This is a genomic window from Alteromonas confluentis (assembly GCF_001757105.1).
Classification (GTDB): domain Bacteria; phylum Pseudomonadota; class Gammaproteobacteria; order Enterobacterales; family Alteromonadaceae; genus Alteromonas; species Alteromonas confluentis.
The window spans coordinates 41,667-59,172 of the sequence record NZ_MDHN01000006.1; the positions used below are offsets into that span (position 1 = coordinate 41,667).

Here is a 17,506-nt window from a genome sequence, read left to right on the forward strand (position 1 = left end):
TAATCGCGGCCGCGGGTGAGACTTTATTGTTTTTGAAGGGTGCAAACTCCGCGTTTGTTGAATGTGCCAGTATGAGAAAAAAAAGCAAGGATTAACTTAACGGAATCGCAAATAAAGTGACGATTTTGCCATATAGGGCGGGGGAAACAGAGGAATTATGAGGGTGAGTGCAAAAACGGGCCACCTTTATGATGACCCGTTTTCGTTTAACCTTATTGTGGTTTAAGGGCGTTGAAATTCGCTAGTGGCATTCCACTGCGGCCAACTGTCAGCATTGGCAACGTCATAACCCACTTCAAACAGCAGCTGTGTGTCCTGGGCAATGCCGGATAAATCCCATTCTTTACGAAACTCGTCACAAACCTGATGGTAGCAACCTTTAACAATGACATTCATGCGCTTTTTGTAATCGGCAGTGGCCGCATCCCAGGGTTCGCTACCGCCTTTTGCGTAAAGTGCCGGTACGCCTTTCTTCGCGAAGCTAAAGTGATCTGAGCGGTAGTAATAACCGCCAGCAGGGTGTTCTTCCTGGGTAAGGTATCGGCCCTGACGCACTGCCGCCTTTTCCAGATAGCTTTCCATTTCAGATTTGCCCATACCTACCACGCTAACGTTTTTGGTTTTACCCAATACGTTCATGGCATCCATGTTGATATTAGCCACGGTTTTATCGAGGGGGATAATTGGGTGGTCAGCATAATATTTTGAGCCCAGAAGTCCTTGCTCTTCAGCGGTGACAATGAGGAAAGTCACGGAACGCGCTGGACGTGGAGACAACGTGCTGAACGCATGTGCCATCGCAACAGCGGCTGCTGAACCGGTGGCATTGTCATGGGCACCGTTGTAAATTTGGTCGCCTTTCAGGCTTTCATCTTTACCCAGGTGATCCCAGTGGGCCGTATAAATCACATGCTCTTCGGGCTTTTCAGCGCCGGGCAGGGTAGCAATCACATTATTGCTTACCGATTTCTGGAAAGTATTTTTCACCGTTACAGACGCCGTTAAGCCTAGATCTTGATAATAAGGCCCGCTCAGTGCGGCTTTTTTCTGCTCGTCAAAATCAAGTCCCGCGTCAGCAAAGACTTTCTTTGCTGCATCCAATGTCAGCCAGCCTTCAACAGCCACACGGCTTGCGCCACCGTCTTTGGTAACCAGACCGTACTGCGGGCCGCTCCAACTGTTGGCTACCACAGACCAGCCATAAGAGGCGGGGGCAGTCTCGTGAACAATAATGGCACCCGCTGCACCCTGGCGACTGGCTTCTTCGAATTTGTAGCTCCAACGACCGTAATAGGTCATAGTGGTGCCCTGGAATTTGCCTGAATCAGGATTTTCAAAACCCGGATCATTTACCAGAATCACTACGGTTTTGCCCTTTACATCAAGACCTTCGTAGTCGTTCCAGTCGTATTCTGGTGCATTCACACCGTAACCCACAAAAACCAGCTCAGAGTCTTTCAGCTCTACCAGCGATTGTTCGCGTTTAGAGCCAGCCACCATATCTTGTTTATACGCAAAGGCATTGTCGCCAATGGTCATGGTCATGTCTGGATCAGCCGTGATTTCCATCAGATCAACAGGCTGCAAATAGCTGTTGCCATTACCAGGCTGGAAGCCGGCTTCTTTAAATTGGCCAACTAAGTAATCCAGGGTTTTCTTTTCTCCTGGGGTGGTCGGTAAACGACCTTCAAACTCGTCGGAAGAAAGGGTTTTCAGCGGGCCGACAATTTCATCGGCAGTAATGCCGGCGTAAACCTGCTCGAAGGTGGATGTGGTTTCTGCTTTCGCTTCTGTAACCGGCGGTTGATCACTGCTACAAGCCGTGAGGCCTAGTGTTGACAGGCCCACCATCGTTGGAACCATGAACGGCAAAAGAATTTTTTTCATTGTTAGTCTCTGTTTGCTCTACAATAACCTCCCAGTATAGAGAAACCCGCCAGGCTAACCAATACATCATTTATGAATTCCACCGCAGTCTCATGGTCATCTGCCATAAATCATCCCGAGCTTGTCAGCCCTATTAAGCAATTACTTTGTGAAACAGGTTTAACAGAAACCGCCGTTTTCCCTCAGCCAGATAAACTGATGGCAGTGACAAACCATTGGCATAACGGCAATTGGTCGGGGCCGGAGTTCAAGGGCCAATCGACGTTTAGTGATGATGATGGTCGTTACTACGAGGAAATTATCTTTCAGGATAACGTGTTGCCAACCCGGGAATCTAACTGGCATGACTTTTTTAATGCATTAATTTGGATGCAATTTCCGCGTACTAAAGGATTGTTGAATCGAATGCATGTGGAAGACATTGCCGCGCATGGGGTTCATCCTCGCACAGCATCACGCAATCGTATTACCCATTTTGATGAATGTGGGGTGGTGCTTGCGGTACCCGAACGTTTGCAACCTCAAGGGCGTGAACTGCTGTATGCGCTTGCTCATCATAACTGGATTGAAATTATGCTGGAGAAACGGGCAAACTGGGGCGACGTGCTATACCCATTTATTTTCGGCCACGCGAATTTAGAAATGTTACTTGAACCCTTTATCGGACTTACGGGGAAGTGGCTGGCGGTGACCGTACCTGATGATTTCAATCAGATGTCTTTTCAACAGCAATGCCACGCCGTGGACACGGCGCTGTTTCAACGGTTCACAAAGACAGATGTCTTTTCTGTTAAAGGGCACTTACACCCATTACCCTTGTTAGGTGTGCCAGGCTGGTACTCGCCGCAGAACCTAACGTTTTATCAAAATACCGATTACTTCAGGCCTCTCATAAAACAAAAAACGGTTGGGGAATTACTTCCCTGACCGCTGGGTTGATTGGTTGATATTTTTTTACTTCGCGCTTGTGTGTAATTTACGGTTACACAATGGCGAAAATCAGCCAAATGCCGTATATCACCGCCCCCGGTGCGAGAGCAACAATCCACGATTTTTTGGTAGAGAATGACGTCCACTGGCCTAGTGCGACAGCGGTAAGGTAATAACTCCAGAACATATCGAGACGAATTGACTGACCCAGGCTAAAAAAAGCGGAGGTGGGCTCAAGACCAAAAATGTAGGCAAGCGACAGCGGCGACAGGGAAATTGGGTCAATCTGATGTGAATCTGCCATTACCAGTAACACCAGCGCGATCAGGCTTGGAATAATGGAAGGCAAAGCCGTCCACCAGGTCATGCCATACCAGTCGGTAAACCCCTGAATGCTTTTTTCATCGTTGCGGGTCATGAAAGTCAGGTAACCGGCTACCAGGGCATTAATGATTAAAAAGCCCAGGAAGGAGCCAATCAGCGTGCTCCATTTTATCATTCCTAATGTGAGTTGATCTTTGTAAGCTTGTTTTTCAGCCGGACTCACATCACCTAGTTGAACATCAGCAAGGTAATTGCTGTACCAGGCAAAGTCGATAGTTTGAAAAAAAAGATAAAGCGGCAACAAGGCCAATGCCATCACGATAAAAAACGGCACCCATGACCAGTTGTCTGTGTTTGCTAATTTGGCAAATACTTTGTTAGGCCGGATAAAGGTTTCGTTTACTGCCTGAAACGGATTGCTAACCTCTGACATGTTCTTTTCCTGTCTTATTTTGTGTTTTCCATAATGGCGTAATAACGCTGATATTAGCGCTATACGGTATGAAAAAAGCGGGCAACTGTATACTGCGTATTTGTAAGGAAATATTCTGTCGCATTTTTTTCCTGTGCTTCGTAATATTTTTTTCCTAATCTTGACTGGTAGCAACGTGAGCAGTTTAGAAAGTGCTTCTGCATTGACTGCTTTTTGCAAATAACAATATGGACGCTATTTACGTCAGGAAGCTATATAAATGATAGAAATCAGTCGATTAGCTAAGAAATTTAAAATTGAAAATCCGAAAAAGCTGAGTGAGCAAGAAAAGCAAGACCCTCGCTTGTCCGGAAAGTTTTTTAAATCAGTAGAAGATGTTTCCTTGTCTTGTGCAGCGGGAGAGGTTTTAGGATTACTCGGCCCAAATGGGGCAGGAAAAACCACGACATTACGTATGCTTTCAACCGCTCTGAAGCCGGAAGCGGGCAGCATTACCATCAATGGTGTCGACGTGCTGAAGAACCCCGTTGTTGCTCGTCAAAAAATTGGTTTTCTTTCCGGTGCTACCGGATTATACGGACGGTTAACCGGTAGAGAAAATATCGCCTACTTCGGTCAACTTCATCAAATGACAAAAACACAAATCGATGACAGGATTGCTGAACTCGCCGACTTACTCGACCTGCACAGTTTTCTGGATCGTCGCTGTGAAAATTTCTCCACGGGAATGAAACAGAAAACTGCCATCGCGCGAGCAGTGGTTCACAAACCTGAAGTGGTTATTCTCGACGAGCCGACTACCGGCCTCGACATCATGGCGTCGCAAACGGTACTTAACTTTATTCGCGGCCTCAAATCCCAGGGCGTTCCTGTTATTTTCTCAACCCATCATCTTGATGAAGTGGCCGAGTTGTGTGACCGCGTTACCGTAATCAACCATGGACGTACTCAATTTAACGACGATATTGCCGCATTCAGAGCGCTAGCACCGGGCTCTCTGAACAGCGCATTTCTAGCAGCACTGGAACAAGGAGTTTGATATGTGGCTGGTATTTCTAAAGGAAATAAAAGAACTGCTAAGAGACAGGAAAACCCTATTTTTCATGATTGCATTGCCAATATTAGTGTTTCCCGCCATTTTCGGCGTCGTCACTTACGTGTCATCAAAAGCGATTCAGAAAGCGGAAAGCGAAATACTCGATTATGCCATTGTTGGTGCTGAATACGCCCCCGACCTGGTCGCGCGAATAGCTGAGTCGGAAGAATTTAATCTTGTCACAGCACCGCAAAACACCGACATCAAACAGTGGGTAAAAGAAGAAAATGCGGATTTTGTGTTGGTGATCCCGGAAAACTTCAGCAATGACGTGTTAGCTAACGGTCAAATATCGCTTACCTTATACCTCAACGACTCGGGGTTAAATTTGGTACAGCGCCGACTCAATGAAATTGTCGACGCCATTGAAGAAGAAAATCAGCAAAGCGCGTTCTCTACGTTGGGTCTGAACGAAACACAGCAAGTAGCGCTTATTGATCCTGTGTTGGTTGAGAAAGTGAATGTGGCCGATCAGCGGGAAAATTGGGGGGAAAAAATCGGTGGATTTATCCCATACCTGGTATTCATGCTGTGCTTGCAAGGCGCGATGATCCCCGCCACCGATTTAGGCGCAGGGGAAAAGGAACGTGGCACGTTGGAAACTCTGCTTATTTCTCCTATTGCCCGTCATAAATTGGTGTTAGGGAAGTTTATGGCCATCGCGCTGGCAGGGGTGACTTCTGCCATGGTTACCGTAGGCAGTATGGCAATCTGGGGCATTGTACTGAGTCAGGGTATGGCCATTGAGTTAGTGGCCGACTTCATGGGCTCAATAAGCGGTATGGATTTCCTGCTTATCTTCTTCATGCTCATCCCGGTTGTGGCTATTTTCGCGTCGGTATTGCTGAGTCTGTCTATTTACGCCCGAAGCTTCAAAGAAGCACAGGGATATATGACTCCGCTGGTGATGTTCACTATCGTACCGGTGATTATGGCAATGCTGCCTGGCGTGGAGCTAAAAGGGGGGTGGGCCTGGGTGCCACTGACCAACGTGGCGCTCGCCATTAAAGAGCTGATCAAAGGCACCATGGACTATGTGCAGCTAATTGCCATATTCGGCTCGACTGCTTTGATTGCTGGTGCCCTTATTGCCTTTAGTGTGTACTGGTTTAATCAGGAAAAAGTACTTTTTCGTTAAGCACATCATAAGTGACTGCGGCTAAGTGTTTTAAGTCGCAGTCATTCGATATTTTGCCAATCTTTTACTTCCATAAATATTGTCATTCATTTTATTGTTTAGCGCTTCAAATTTTGGAGTAACTTTATCCAAAAGTATAAGTAACCTTTAAGCCATTTCATGTAATCATTTCTTGGCAGTATTGATGGTGCCAACCCCTTTTTCTTCCTGTTGGTACAGTCTGTTTAGACTCTTTTCCGGAATGGCCATGTCGCTGAGTAAGCAAATCTACAAAGTTCTCTTTACCCCTCTCGTTCTAACTGCTGTTGGTGCGGTTATTTGTGCCTTGCTGATTTATAACAGTCAGAATCAGATGCAAAAATCGACTGATATATTTATGCAGAAGAAACAGTATCTAGAGCAGCTATACACCAATCTTGGTTACGGCGGGGGTATTCACTCTTTTAAGAACTATATTATTCGACGTGATCTTCAGTACAAACTAACAGCTGAAGAAAAGCTCAACGAGGCGCTACGTGCATCTGGGAATTACAAAGCCTTACCTAATGTAAGCCGTGTAGAGTTGGCGCAGATCACTGATATAGAGCTTGTTATCAATCAGTATCTTGAAAAGATTAGTTTATTGAACTCTGATCAACTCGCTAGCTTATCCGTTGTGGACCTTGATGCACAAGTAAAGGTGAATGATGAGCCCGCCATTTCTGCTATCGCCAGGCTCGACAACCTGCTCGATGCACAGAACAGACAAGTTGGCGAAACGCTGGAGGATTCAACCTTCAGAATAATCAGTTTTATCTTTGTTGTGCTAGCGCTTACCGTATTGCTGTCATGGGTTGTAGCACAGCGTCACGTTACTAAAATGCTGCTGTCTGTGAAAAGCGTTACCAGGCTGTCTCGTAAAATTGCAGATGGGAAAATGGATTTTTCAGTTGTTGATAATTCTGACTATGGCAACGGTGAGATGAATAAGCTCGCTGGCGACCTGTCCAAGATGGGCAAAAAGCACCGAGATTTGCTAAACGAAACTCAGCAAAAATCTGCCTTGGATAATTTGCTCCAACACATGTCGATGGCGTTTACTGGCCAAAATAGCAAGCAAGACGTTTACAACGCCATTATCAATAAGCTTGCAGAGTACATGAGTGCAGCCAGCATTTGCCTGTATATCGCTGATGGTAAATACCTGCCGCTGGTGGCTCAGTGGGGGCTGACCTCACTGGACGCCGATAAACCGGTTCCCCATAGAGACTTTTTGAAACAACTTCTGAATAACCGTGAAGTGACTACCATTGATCAAGTACCCGAAAAATTCTGGCGTTTAAAATCCATGATGGGCAGTATGGTGCCAACTAAATTGCTTTATTTGCCACTGGTTTTCGAGTCTGAGCAATTGGGCATTGTAGAGATTGCTTTATCAGACAATGGTGAGTTCACCAACAATGTTGTAGCTGACAAATATTGCCAGGTGATTAGTCAGGGTTTGTATAGTCTTCACATGCGTGAAGAAAATCAGGGCTTGTTACAAGCGAGTCAAAAGCAAACGGCTGAGCTTGAGTTGCAACAAGAAGAATTGCGGGTATCAAATGAAGAGCTCCAAAAACAGTCCAGGGAATTGGAGATAAAAACCGTCTCTTTGGATAGCTCTAACAGCGAATTAAGCCAGGCTAAAACGGATCTTGAAGCAAAAGCAGCAGAACTGATTAAAATAAACAACTACAAATCTGAATTTCTCGCAAACATGTCGCATGAATTCAGAACGCCACTCAACAGCCTGATGGTGCTCTCTTCGTTATTGCTAGAAAAGGAAACGTCACTTTCAGGTAAAAATCTGGAATATCTCAAGTCCATTCATCAATCGGGTAATGACCTCCTTATGCTGATTGAAGACATTCTCGATTTAACCAAAATTGAAGCCAGGAAAATCACCCTCAACATCGAAACCTTTTCATTGCGCGACTTTATCGATGAACTCGATGTGTCTTTTAACCCTTTGTTTAAACAAACAAAAGTCGACTGGACTATTCGCATTGAAGATTCAATACAAATTAACAAGCTGACGACTGATCGCAGTCGATTAAAGCAAATACTGCGTAACCTGATTTCAAATGCCCTTAAATTTACCAGCGAAGGCAAAGTCGAGTTGTCTCTACATCAGCGAAGTGCGGATACGATTTCTCTTTCCGTTTCTGATACCGGCGTTGGTATAGATGCATCCAAACAGCAGCGGATATTTGAAGCCTTTGAACAAGAAGATTCTTCTGTCGATCGTGCGTATGGTGGCACAGGACTGGGTCTCTCTATCTCAAAAGAGTTGGCGAGTTTGCTTGAAGGGGGCATCACGCTGGAATCTGAGAAAGGTAAGGGCAGTAAGTTTGAGCTAACTATCGCAACTGAACTCGATACGCCTGAAGCCATCAAGTTACCTGCAGCGTTAAATATGGCTGAAAAGGGGATTCAGCAAAAGGCCCAAACCTTAAGTAGTGAATTTATTAAACAAGACGATAACGCTGATGAGCTTATTGATCTGAAAAAGCAGGTCGAAGAATTGGATGCAAATAAGCTCAGTTTGTTGATTGTTGAAGACGATAAAGCGTTTGCCATGGCGGTTGGAGCTGCGGCTAAAAGACTGAATATGCAGGCCGTGTGTGTTGCCAGTGGTGAGTTGGCCATGGCGTTGTTAGAAAGTTTTACACCTGATGCCGTGCTATTGGATATCAAACTGCCTAATCTTAGCGGTATGGCCATTCTTGAGTCTTTGAAATCTAACGTTAAAACGCGCCATATTCCTGTTCATATGATATCGGGTATGGACTATCAAAATAATGCATTGCGTCTTGGGGCGATGGGGTATCTGACTAAACCCATGACGATTGATAAAGTTTCAGCCGCATTGGAACGGGTTAAACGAATTATTACTACGCCTCATCGTCGACTGCTATTGATTGAAGATAATGCCGGACAGCAGCAGGCTATTTCAGCGTTGTTGGGTTCTAAAACCACGGAAGTCATGGTGTGTGGTTACGGTGAGGATGCTATTGCGGCGCTCAAATCGTCTAATTACGATGCGATTGTGCTGGATTTAAGTTTGCCTGACACAACGGGTTTAGCATTTCTTGAAACCATAAAACAGATGGATATTTCGCTCCCCCCTGTCGTTATTTACACTGCAAAAGAGTTGGACCCCGAAGAAGAGAACACGCTATCCGGCCTGGCGGAAAGTATTATTCTAAAAGGTGCTCGCTCACCAGAAAAATTGCTAGAACAAATCAATCTTTTCCTACATCGCGATGAAGCTGAGTTATCCATAGTGCAGCGTAAAGTGTTAGAAAAAAATACCCTCGCTGACTCAGAGCTATCAGGATATAAAATCATGCTGGTGGATGATGATATGCGCAATATCTTTGCCTTAACCAGCGCGCTTGAGCAAAGGGGCGCAGATGTCGTTATTGCCAAAGATGGGGTAGAAGCAATGAATCTGCTTGCTTCTGAAAGTCATTTGGATTTGGTGTTAACCGATATCATGATGCCAAACATGAACGGCTACGAACTCATAAAAGCCATTCGGGACGGTAAAGTGAAAAAATACGCCCGGGTACCGATAGTGGCGTTAACGGCAAAAGCTGGAAAAGAAGATCATGATCAAATTATCGAATGTGGCGCCAATGATTATCTTGCAAAGCCGTTAAACCTGACCTCATTAATGTCTGTATTAAGAGTATGGCTGCCAGAACAAGGGCTCATGGTGTGAGTCAGTTTCTACTGCAGGAAAATGACCTTTTTCTGCATGGGCTAAAAACGTGCTTCAATTATGATTTTCAGCATTACGCGGACGATTACATTGCCCGCAGACTAGATAGCCTGCGCGGCCAAACTGGTGGTCGCTCATTACTTGCGCTTCTGGATGATTTGCTTAAAGGAAAAGAGTCACCGGCGTGGATAATTGATATTCTGACGGTGGGGACCACCGAGTTTTTTCGTGATCCTGAAACGTTCCAATTAATCAACGAACAGTTATTACCCTACCTTGAGACTCGCGGGCCTATAAAGATTTGGTCTGCAGGTTGCAGCAGCGGTAAAGAACTCTACAGCTTGTTGGTGCTGCTATCGGAACAGGGGTTGTTATCCCGCACCAGCGTTTATGCCTCGGATGTGAATACAGCGGCACTGGAAAAAGCGCAGCGCGGTGCTTTTTCCCAAGATGAGATCAGGCAGTTTATTCGTCATTACACCCAGGTTTCAGCGCAGAAACATGCCAGTGATTACTATTTTTTCCGTTACAACCTTGGCTTCTTTGATCAAGCGCTGTTAGAGCACGTTACTTTTATTCAGCACGACCTTGTTAAAGATGAACCTCTTGATGACATGGATCTCATACTGTGTCGTAATGTATTGATTTACCTGAACGAAAGCGCGCAAAACAACGCGTTGTCGTTGTTGGTATCGTCTCTTCACCAATCCGGTTTTCTTGTTCTAGGGCAATCCGAATCGCTGTTCAAACGAGAAAGTGAATTCGGACTTCTAGCCTTCAATAGCCCAAAGCGTATATATCAGCGAAATGCAGAGCACGTGTAGTATGTCTAATAAAATTCTTGTCGTAGACGACAATATCAGAAATCTAATGGCCATTGAGGCCCAGTTGGAAACCCTTGACCAGGCAGAGATCATCACTGCACAAAGTGCCGATGAAGCCCTTGCTTTACTCACCGAGACGAACTTTTGTCTTGCCATAATCGACATCGAAATGACCCCTGTTTCAGGCTTTGAGTTGGCGCGTTTGATCCGCGGCGTGAGGAAGTTTCGCGAGCTGCCTATTGTGTTTCTTACTGCCCACAGTCACTCAGAACAGTTTGAATTAGATAGCTATGAAGCCGGCGGCGTGGATATTCTTTTTAAACCTGTGTCTCGGCCGGTTATTCAATGCAAGGTGAAAGCTTTTTTGCAGATGCATCAGCGTAAGCAAGAGCTGGTGGCCAAACTGGAAAAAGAAGAAGCGTTGCGCCAGAAAGTGGAAGCTGCAAATAAATCCATCGCGTTGATGTTGGCGAATGTTTCTCATGAACTGCGTACGCCATTGGGAAATATTACGGGGTTTGGTGAATTGCTTACCATGTCAGAATCCTTAAGCGATGAGCATCGCTATTTAGCCGAAAAGGTGCTCAAAAACAGTCGCGAGCTGAAGAACATTATTGATGACGTGCTTGACCTTTCCCGGATGGAGGCAGGCCGTATTTCTATCGATAGAACGACGTTTTCTCTGCGGGAACTATTAAGAGAGGTAGACGAGCAAGCGTTACAAGCCGCACAGGCCAAAGGTTTGCGATTTATTTTGGCTATACAAGATCCGCTTCCCGTTAAAGTTATTTGCGACCCCTTGCGAATGAAGCAAGTACTGAACAACATGATAAGCAACGCGGTTAAGTTCACTGAATCTGGCGTCGTGACCTTATCGGTTTACTATGAAGACGAGATCCTCACCTGTAAAACCCAAGACACCGGTATCGGCATTAATGAGTTTCAACAAAAAGCGCTTTTCCAGCCTTTCAAACAAGCGAACAAAGCGATTATGGGGCGCTTTGGTGGTACTGGATTAGGGCTCGCGCTGTCAAAAGACATTTGTGAAGAATTGGGTGGCTCACTGGTACTGGAAAAGTCTTCACCGTCAGAGGGAAGCCTTTTTGCTGCAAGTTTTCATGCACCGGTAGCAGAGCAGGTGGTACCGGAAAAAAGTAAGCAGAGTAAAAGCGATCTATTGGCTGATATCAGAGGCGCCGCACTACGAGCTCTGTACGTAGACGATTTAGAAGAAAATCGTTTTGTTACTGAGGCGTTGCTCTCGCACATCGGTATCGACCTTCACACGGCCGAATCTGGCCCAGAAGGACTAAGGTTAGTCGCCGAAAACCAATATGATTTCATTTTACTGGATATCCAGATGCCAGAAATGGACGGTTATGAGGTTCATGCTAAACTGCGAGAGATGGGATACAACAAAACCATCATCGCACTAACCGCTCATGCTATGCCTGAGAACGTAGAAAAGTGTAAAGCGTTGGGGTTTGATGGCTTTTTATCGAAGCCGGTTTCGATAGATAAAATCGCAGCAGAGTTGAAGGCTTTGCTACCCTGACAACAAGTTTGCTTTTTTAAACGCAAAAAGTAAGCCCCGCAGTGCGGGGCTTTGTTTTGTCGCCGGTTTGACTTATTCACGCTTAGTCATCTCAGAAATACGTCATATTCAGTAAGATGAGCACTATGCTGCTGTAGGTTAGCGATATGGGTAGCCCAATTTTAATAAAGTGGGAGAACCGATAGTTCGCCGCGTTATACACCAGCAAGTTCGTCTGATAGCCGTAAGGCGAAATGAAACTGGCACTGGCCGCGAATGCGACAGCCAGTGCGAATGGCATCAGAGGCGCACCAATGAGGCCAGCTACACCATACGCAAACGGGAACATCAGCGCTGCCGCCGCATTGTTGGTGACAAACTCGGTAAGCAGCAAGGTAGCGACATACACTACAATCAGCGCAACAAACCAGTTGGTGTCAGACAAGTACGGCATCAGCATTTCGGTGCTCATACTTATCACGCCGACGTTTTCAAGCGCACTGGCAAGGCTTAACGCGCCAACAATCACCACGATGAGGTTGAGTGGTAGATTGCGTTTAATTTCGCCATTGCTGGTTACTTTGGCCGCGATAAGCACCGCAGCAAAGAACAGCAGTCCTATGCCGAGGCTAAGTATATCCGTTGCTGATAGGGCAACTACCATTAAGAAACCACCCATGGTGATCCATTCCTGCCAGTTTGACAGTGGTCGGGTGATCTTCTGCTCCGAGAGGATAAAGAAGTTTTTCGACAAATTCTGGCGAGTCTGGAAATCCGGACCGGTGGCTAACAGTAAAAAGTCACCCGCCTGCAATTTTATTTCACCAAGCTTGCCCGATAGCTGCTCACCATCCCGGCGAATCGCCACCACCGCAGCATCAAATAACGCACGGAAGCCGAGCGCTTTGATGGTTTGGCCGATGATTTGCGCGCGGTTAGATATAATCACTTCGGTAAGGTTTTCGCGAAGAATGCCGTCGGCTTCAGCGAACATGGTTAAGCCTTTAATGTGGCTTAAATTGTCCAGCTTCTGCACGTTACCAGAGAATATCAATTTGTCGCCTTGTTCAATAATGAAGTCTGGAGACACCGGCGTGATCAACTGACGGTCACGAACGATCTCTACCAGGAACAGCTCAGGCAGATTACGAAGGTGATTGTCTTCCACCGATTTACCAATCAGTTCAGAGCCCGCTTCTACTTCCGCTTCAACAATATAAGACCGGTAATCGGTTTTCTTGTTGGCAATATCCGGTAGCAGACTGGCTAGCACGAACATCAGCAAACCACAGCTTAAACCCGCAGTAAGGCCATAAAGGGTGAAATCCCAGAAGGCAAAACCCGGATGACCGTGTTCCTGCAGAAACGAATCTACAATCAGGTTGGTAGAAGTACCAATTAACGTGACCGTTCCACCAAGAATAGCGGCATAAGAAAGTGGGATAAGTAAGCGGGATGACGGGTGATACTGATTCTGTTTTACCGGGCCTATTAAACTTGCTACCACTGCCGTGTTGTTGAGTAAGGCAGAGGAGAAGAAGGTCAAGCCGAATAAACGCCAGTAGGAGAGGGCAAAACTTGGGGCAATAAGTTTGCGACCAATTTGCTTTATCAATGCCGTCTTATCGATAGCACTGCTCACCAGCAATAGCAGAATAAGTGTGATCAGACCTTTATTGGTAAGGTTTTGCAGTATTTCGTCAAAGGTTATTTGCTGAGTGACCAGCAAAATCAACATGGCCGCCGCAAAGATGGTCGACGGACGCGTGTTGGTAGCGACTAGCGCAAAAATGGTGCTGAAGAAAACCCCCAGCACCATGATCTGGTTGACATCCATTTAAACCGTTCCGGCTGTTACAGTTTGCTGATGTCGAGCGCGTTCCAGTGTGGGAAGTGCTTGCGTACCAACTCGTTGAATTCCAGTTCAAACGCTGAGAATTCTGGAGTTTTGTGCTGCTTGTCTTCGGCCAACTGGTCGATAATCATACCTGCACCTACCGTACCGTTTGTCAGACGATCGATAACGATAAAGGCACCGGTTGCGCGATTGCGCTCGTAGCTGTCACAGGCAACTGGCTGAGTGAATTTCAGGTCAACTACGCCAATTTCGTTCAGGTTAAGATGCGCACCCGGCTTGTGTTCCATGGTGTTAACATCAATCTGATACTCTACTTCTGATACAGAACCTGAAGTCGATTTGGTCGCAAATTTAAACAGATACTGTTTATGCGGCATCATCGGCTCTTCAGACATCCATACCAGGTGAGATTTAAACTGGCTGGACAGCAGCGGTAAATTGTCAGACTTAACAATCATGTCACCACGGGAGATATCGATTTCATCTTCCAGTGTTAACGTCACAGCCTGAGGTACGTAAGCACGCTCCTGATCGCCTTCAAACGTTACGATAGATTTAACCTTTGAAGTCTTCATGGAAGGCAGGGCAGTGATTTCATCACCGGGCGCAACCTGACCGGATACCACGGTACCGGCAAAACCACGGAAATCCAGGTTAGGACGGTTTACATACTGAACCGGGAATCGGAAGTCGTCTTTGTTGTCATCATTACCGATTTCAATGGTTTCCAGCATTTCCATTAATGGCTTGCCAGTATACCAGGGCGATTGTTCGCTGCGGTTTACCACGTTGTCACCTTCGAGAGCTGACAGCGGGATGAACTGAATATCAGGGATGTTCAGGTTTTCAGAGAACTTCAGGAAGTCCGCTTTGATGTCTTCAAATACTTTCTCGCTGAAGCCCATCAAGTCCATTTTGTTCACTGCAACGATAACGTGCTTAATGCCCAAAAGGCTGGCGAGGAACGAGTGACGGCGGGTCTGAGTTTTCACTCCTGCACGGGCGTCAACCATCAAAATAGCCAAATCACAGGTAGACGCACCGGTAACCATGTTACGGGTGTACTGTTCGTGTCCCGGGGTATCCGCAATGATGAACTTACGCTTGTCGGTAGAGAAGTAGCGGTACGCGACGTCGATAGTGATACCTTGCTCACGTTCAGACTGCAGACCGTCAACCAGCAGCGCCAGGTCAACTTTGTCACCGGTGGTGCCGCTCTTTTTACTGTCTTTAGTAATAGCCGCAAGCTGATCTTCATAAATCATTTTTGAGTCATGAAGCAAACGGCCAATCAGCGTACTTTTACCATCGTCTACACTACCGCAGGTCAGAAAGCGCAGCAGGTCTTTCTTTTCGTGTTGTTCCAGGTAGCCCAGAACGTCTTCTTTCAATAATTCGTTATCTACATTCATTGCTTATGCGCTCACTAAGAAATAAGGGTTCAACACAGATTCTTTCTGGTTATACGTCAGGTCAGGGGCATCTTCGGCTAGCGGGTTTGCACCATCCAGCACAGTGACCTTTGCACCTGCTGCGGTGGCAACCGCGTGGGCTGCGCCGGTATCCCATTCAGATGTGGGGCCTAAACGCGGATACAGGTGGGCTTCACCAGAAGCGACCAGGCACAGTTTCAATGAACTGCCCATGGCAACTAACTCCGCTTCACCGCCAAGATCTTCCAGCAGTTTCTGGATTTCAGGGCTCTGGTGAGAACGACTGCCTACCACTTTCCAGACTTCACCGTCTGCGTGTTTCTTCGCGGAAATCGGTGCAAAACCGGCTTCGTTTTCAATCCACGCGCCTTGTCCGTCAATACCGATGTAAGAACGTTTCAGGGCCGGGGCGTAAACCACACCCATGACAGGCTTACCGTTTTCGATAAGGGCGATGTTTACTGTGAATTCACCGTTCTTCTTGATGAATTCTTTAGTGCCATCCAGCGGATCAACTAGCCAGTATTTATCCCAGCCACGACGCTCATCCCAAGGAATATCCGCAGATTCTTCTGACAGGATAGGGAGGTGAGATACCGCTTCTAAGCCAGCAACGATAACGTTGTGTGCAGCCAGATCCGCTTCTGTCAGCGGGCTGGTATCTTCCTTTTCATAAATGGCGAAATCTTTCTCATAGATTTCCATGATTTTGTCACCAGCTTGTTTGCTGATGGCGAGAATTTTTTCTGCTAATGGATCAGGTAATGCCATTACACAAGTCCTTTTTCTTCAAGCATGGCGTACAAACGCTCTGCAGTTTGTTCTGCTGGCTCATCTTTGTACGTCAGGTGGATCTCCGGGTTCACCGGTGCTTCATAGGTGGAAGAGATACCGGTGAAATGTTTGATTTCACCTGCGCGGGCTTTCTTGTAAAGCCCTTTAGGATCGCGGGATTCACACACGTCCAATGGCGTATCGATAAAGACTTCCACAAACTCACCTTCTTCAAGCAGATCACGACATAAGTCGCGGTCGGCCTGGAACGGGGAGATAAATGCAGTGAGCACAATTACACCAGAATCGACAAACAATTTTGCCACTTCACTAACACGGCGAATGTTTTCAACGCGGTCTTCATCACTAAAGCCCAGGTCGCCACATAATCCGTGACGTACGTTATCGCCATCCAGCAGATACGTGTGCTTGCCCTGTTCCTGGAATTTTTGCTCCAGCAGGTTCGAAATGGTGGATTTACCGGAACCGCTGAAGCCTGTCAGCCACAGTACACGTGGCGTCTGACCAAGGCTTTCGGCACGGGTCTTTTTATTGACCTCGTACTTGTGCCATACGATATCCGTCGACATTAGAAGTACCCTTCCATCTTCTTCTTCTCCATAGAACCGGAGCTATCGTGGTCGATAACACGGCCCTGACGCTCAGAAGTCTTGGTCAGCAGCATTTCCTGAATAACTTCAGGCAGTGTCGCAGCTTCAGACTCAACAGCACCGGTCAGCGGGTAACAACCTAAGGTACGGAAACGTACTGAACGCATTTCTGGTGTTTCACCTTCTTCAAGTGGCATACGGTCGTCATCAACCATAATTAATACGCCATCGCGTTCTACAACCGGACGTGGCTTCGCCAGGTACAGTGAAGGGATATCGATGTTTTCCAGGTAGATGTACTGCCAGATGTCCAGCTCAGTCCAGTTAGACATTGGGAATACACGGATACTTTCGCCTTTGTTTACTGATGAGTTGTAGATGTTCCACAGCTCTGGACGCTGGTTTTTAGGGTCCCAGCGGTGGTTGCTGTCACGGAACGAGTAAACACGTTCTTTCGCTCGTGATTTTTCTTCGTCACGACGGGCACCACCGAATGCAGCATCGAACTTATACTTGTTCAGTGCTTGCTTTAAAGAAGCGGTTTTCATGATGTCTGTGTGCTTTGCACTACCGTGGCTGAACGGACCAACACCGGCATCAACACCTTCCTGGTTGATGTGGACCAGCAGATCGAAGCCGTGTTTCTCAGCTTGCTGGTCACGGAACTCTATCATTTCGTGGAATTTCCACGTGGTGTCAACGTGCAGCAGTGGGAAGGGGATTTTGCCTGGGGCAAAGGCCTTACGAGCCAAGTGTAAAAGAACAGAGGAATCCTTTCCGACGGAATATAACATGACCGGATTATCAAATTCGGCAGCAACTTCACGGAAAATGTGGATGCTCTCGGCTTCGAGTTGTTTCAGATGGGTAATAGACGGTATATCAAGTGTCATTTTCGAGTCCGATTGTTGGGGTT

Annotated in this window: 13 protein-coding genes; 6 read left to right on the forward strand and 7 right to left on the reverse strand. The window is 46.6% G+C overall.

Annotated features, from left to right (window positions below):
• Positions 1–222 precede the first annotated feature (222 nt).
• On the reverse strand, positions 223–1,887 hold the full coding sequence (locus BFC18_RS02750; RefSeq protein WP_070123666.1) for a M28 family metallopeptidase: 1,665 nt from the start codon (positions 1,885–1,887) through the stop codon (positions 223–225).
• Positions 1,888–2,085: 198 nt separating this feature from the next.
• Here BFC18_RS02750 and BFC18_RS02755 point away from each other — a divergent pair, with 198 nt between their 5' ends.
• Complete coding sequence (locus BFC18_RS02755) at positions 2,086–2,814, forward strand: DUF3025 domain-containing protein (protein ID WP_245680324.1); 729 nt, start codon at positions 2,086–2,088, stop codon at positions 2,812–2,814.
• A 55-nt stretch (positions 2,815–2,869) separates the two neighbouring features.
• Here BFC18_RS02755 and BFC18_RS02760 read toward each other — a convergent pair whose 3' ends face one another.
• On the reverse strand, positions 2,870–3,574 hold the full coding sequence (locus BFC18_RS02760; protein WP_070123668.1) for a Yip1 family protein: 705 nt from the start codon (positions 3,572–3,574) through the stop codon (positions 2,870–2,872).
• 259 nt (positions 3,575–3,833) lie between these two features.
• On the opposite strand from BFC18_RS02760, the gene BFC18_RS02765 reads away from it, so the two are divergent.
• The 5 genes from BFC18_RS02765 to BFC18_RS02785 all read left to right on the forward strand — a co-directional run bounded on the left by BFC18_RS02765 (position 3,834) and on the right by BFC18_RS02785 (position 11,935).
• Positions 3,834–4,613: an ABC transporter ATP-binding protein gene (locus BFC18_RS02765; RefSeq protein ID WP_070123669.1), complete on the forward strand. Its 780-nt coding sequence runs from the start codon at positions 3,834–3,836 to the stop codon at positions 4,611–4,613.
• A gap of 1 nt (position 4,614) precedes the next feature.
• On the forward strand, positions 4,615–5,808 hold the full coding sequence (locus BFC18_RS02770; RefSeq protein WP_070123670.1) for an ABC transporter permease: 1,194 nt from the start codon (positions 4,615–4,617) through the stop codon (positions 5,806–5,808).
• A 247-nt stretch (positions 5,809–6,055) separates the two neighbouring features.
• A complete protein-coding gene (locus BFC18_RS02775; RefSeq protein ID WP_070123671.1) occupies positions 6,056–9,556 on the forward strand; it encodes a response regulator in 3,501 nt (1,166 codons plus the stop codon).
• Entirely contained in the window at positions 9,553–10,380 is an 828-nt protein-coding gene (locus tag BFC18_RS02780; RefSeq protein WP_070123672.1) for a CheR family methyltransferase, read from the forward strand. Before BFC18_RS02775 ends, BFC18_RS02780 begins: the two co-directional genes overlap by 4 nt.
• A gap of 1 nt (position 10,381) precedes the next feature.
• Positions 10,382–11,935: a response regulator gene (locus BFC18_RS02785; RefSeq protein ID WP_070123673.1), complete on the forward strand. Its 1,554-nt coding sequence runs from the start codon at positions 10,382–10,384 to the stop codon at positions 11,933–11,935.
• A gap of 91 nt (positions 11,936–12,026) precedes the next feature.
• Here the strand turns inward: BFC18_RS02785 and BFC18_RS02790 are convergent, their stop codons facing one another.
• From BFC18_RS02790 to cysD, 5 genes are read right to left on the reverse strand one after another with little or no spacing between them, the layout of a single operon-like run.
• Complete coding sequence (locus BFC18_RS02790; RefSeq protein WP_070123674.1) at positions 12,027–13,751, reverse strand: SLC13 family permease; 1,725 nt, start codon at positions 13,749–13,751, stop codon at positions 12,027–12,029.
• Between the two features lie 17 nt (positions 13,752–13,768).
• A complete protein-coding gene (gene cysN / locus BFC18_RS02795) occupies positions 13,769–15,184 on the reverse strand; it encodes a sulfate adenylyltransferase subunit CysN (RefSeq protein WP_070123675.1) in 1,416 nt (471 codons plus the stop codon).
• Positions 15,185–15,187: 3 nt separating this feature from the next.
• Positions 15,188–15,976: a 3'(2'),5'-bisphosphate nucleotidase CysQ gene (cysQ, locus tag BFC18_RS02800; protein WP_070123676.1), complete on the reverse strand. Its 789-nt coding sequence runs from the start codon at positions 15,974–15,976 to the stop codon at positions 15,188–15,190.
• Positions 15,976–16,569 carry an adenylyl-sulfate kinase gene (gene cysC / locus BFC18_RS02805; protein ID WP_070123677.1) on the reverse strand — a complete coding sequence of 198 codons (594 nt, stop codon included), beginning with the start codon at positions 16,567–16,569 and terminating at the stop codon, positions 15,976–15,978. The genes cysQ and cysC overlap by 1 nt, the downstream gene beginning before the upstream one ends.
• Positions 16,569–17,483, reverse strand: coding sequence for a sulfate adenylyltransferase subunit CysD (cysD, locus tag BFC18_RS02810; RefSeq protein WP_070123678.1), 915 nt, complete (start codon positions 17,481–17,483; stop codon positions 16,569–16,571). Before cysD ends, cysC begins: the two co-directional genes overlap by 1 nt.
• Between the last annotated feature and the right edge of the window lie 23 nt (positions 17,484–17,506).

Coding starts and splice junctions, on each gene's coding strand:
- cysN (WP_070123675.1), bottom strand. CDS start 15,184: ATGAATGTAGATAACGAATTATTGAAAGAAGACGTTCTGGGCTACCTG.
- BFC18_RS02765 (WP_070123669.1), top strand. CDS start 3,834: ATGATAGAAATCAGTCGATTAGCTAAGAAATTTAAAATTGAAAATCCG.
- BFC18_RS02785 (WP_070123673.1), top strand. CDS start 10,382: ATGTCTAATAAAATTCTTGTCGTAGACGACAATATCAGAAATCTAATG.
- BFC18_RS02775 (WP_070123671.1), top strand. CDS start 6,056: ATGTCGCTGAGTAAGCAAATCTACAAAGTTCTCTTTACCCCTCTCGTT.
- BFC18_RS02750 (WP_070123666.1), bottom strand. CDS start 1,887: ATGAAAAAAATTCTTTTGCCGTTCATGGTTCCAACGATGGTGGGCCTG.
- cysQ (WP_070123676.1), bottom strand. CDS start 15,976: ATGGCATTACCTGATCCATTAGCAGAAAAAATTCTCGCCATCAGCAAA.
- BFC18_RS02770 (WP_070123670.1), top strand. CDS start 4,615: ATGTGGCTGGTATTTCTAAAGGAAATAAAAGAACTGCTAAGAGACAGG.
- cysD (WP_070123678.1), bottom strand. CDS start 17,483: ATGACACTTGATATACCGTCTATTACCCATCTGAAACAACTCGAAGCC.
- BFC18_RS02760 (WP_070123668.1), bottom strand. CDS start 3,574: ATGTCAGAGGTTAGCAATCCGTTTCAGGCAGTAAACGAAACCTTTATC.
- cysC (WP_070123677.1), bottom strand. CDS start 16,569: ATGTCGACGGATATCGTATGGCACAAGTACGAGGTCAATAAAAAGACC.
- BFC18_RS02755 (WP_245680324.1), top strand. CDS start 2,086: ATGGCAGTGACAAACCATTGGCATAACGGCAATTGGTCGGGGCCGGAG.
- BFC18_RS02790 (WP_070123674.1), bottom strand. CDS start 13,751: ATGGATGTCAACCAGATCATGGTGCTGGGGGTTTTCTTCAGCACCATT.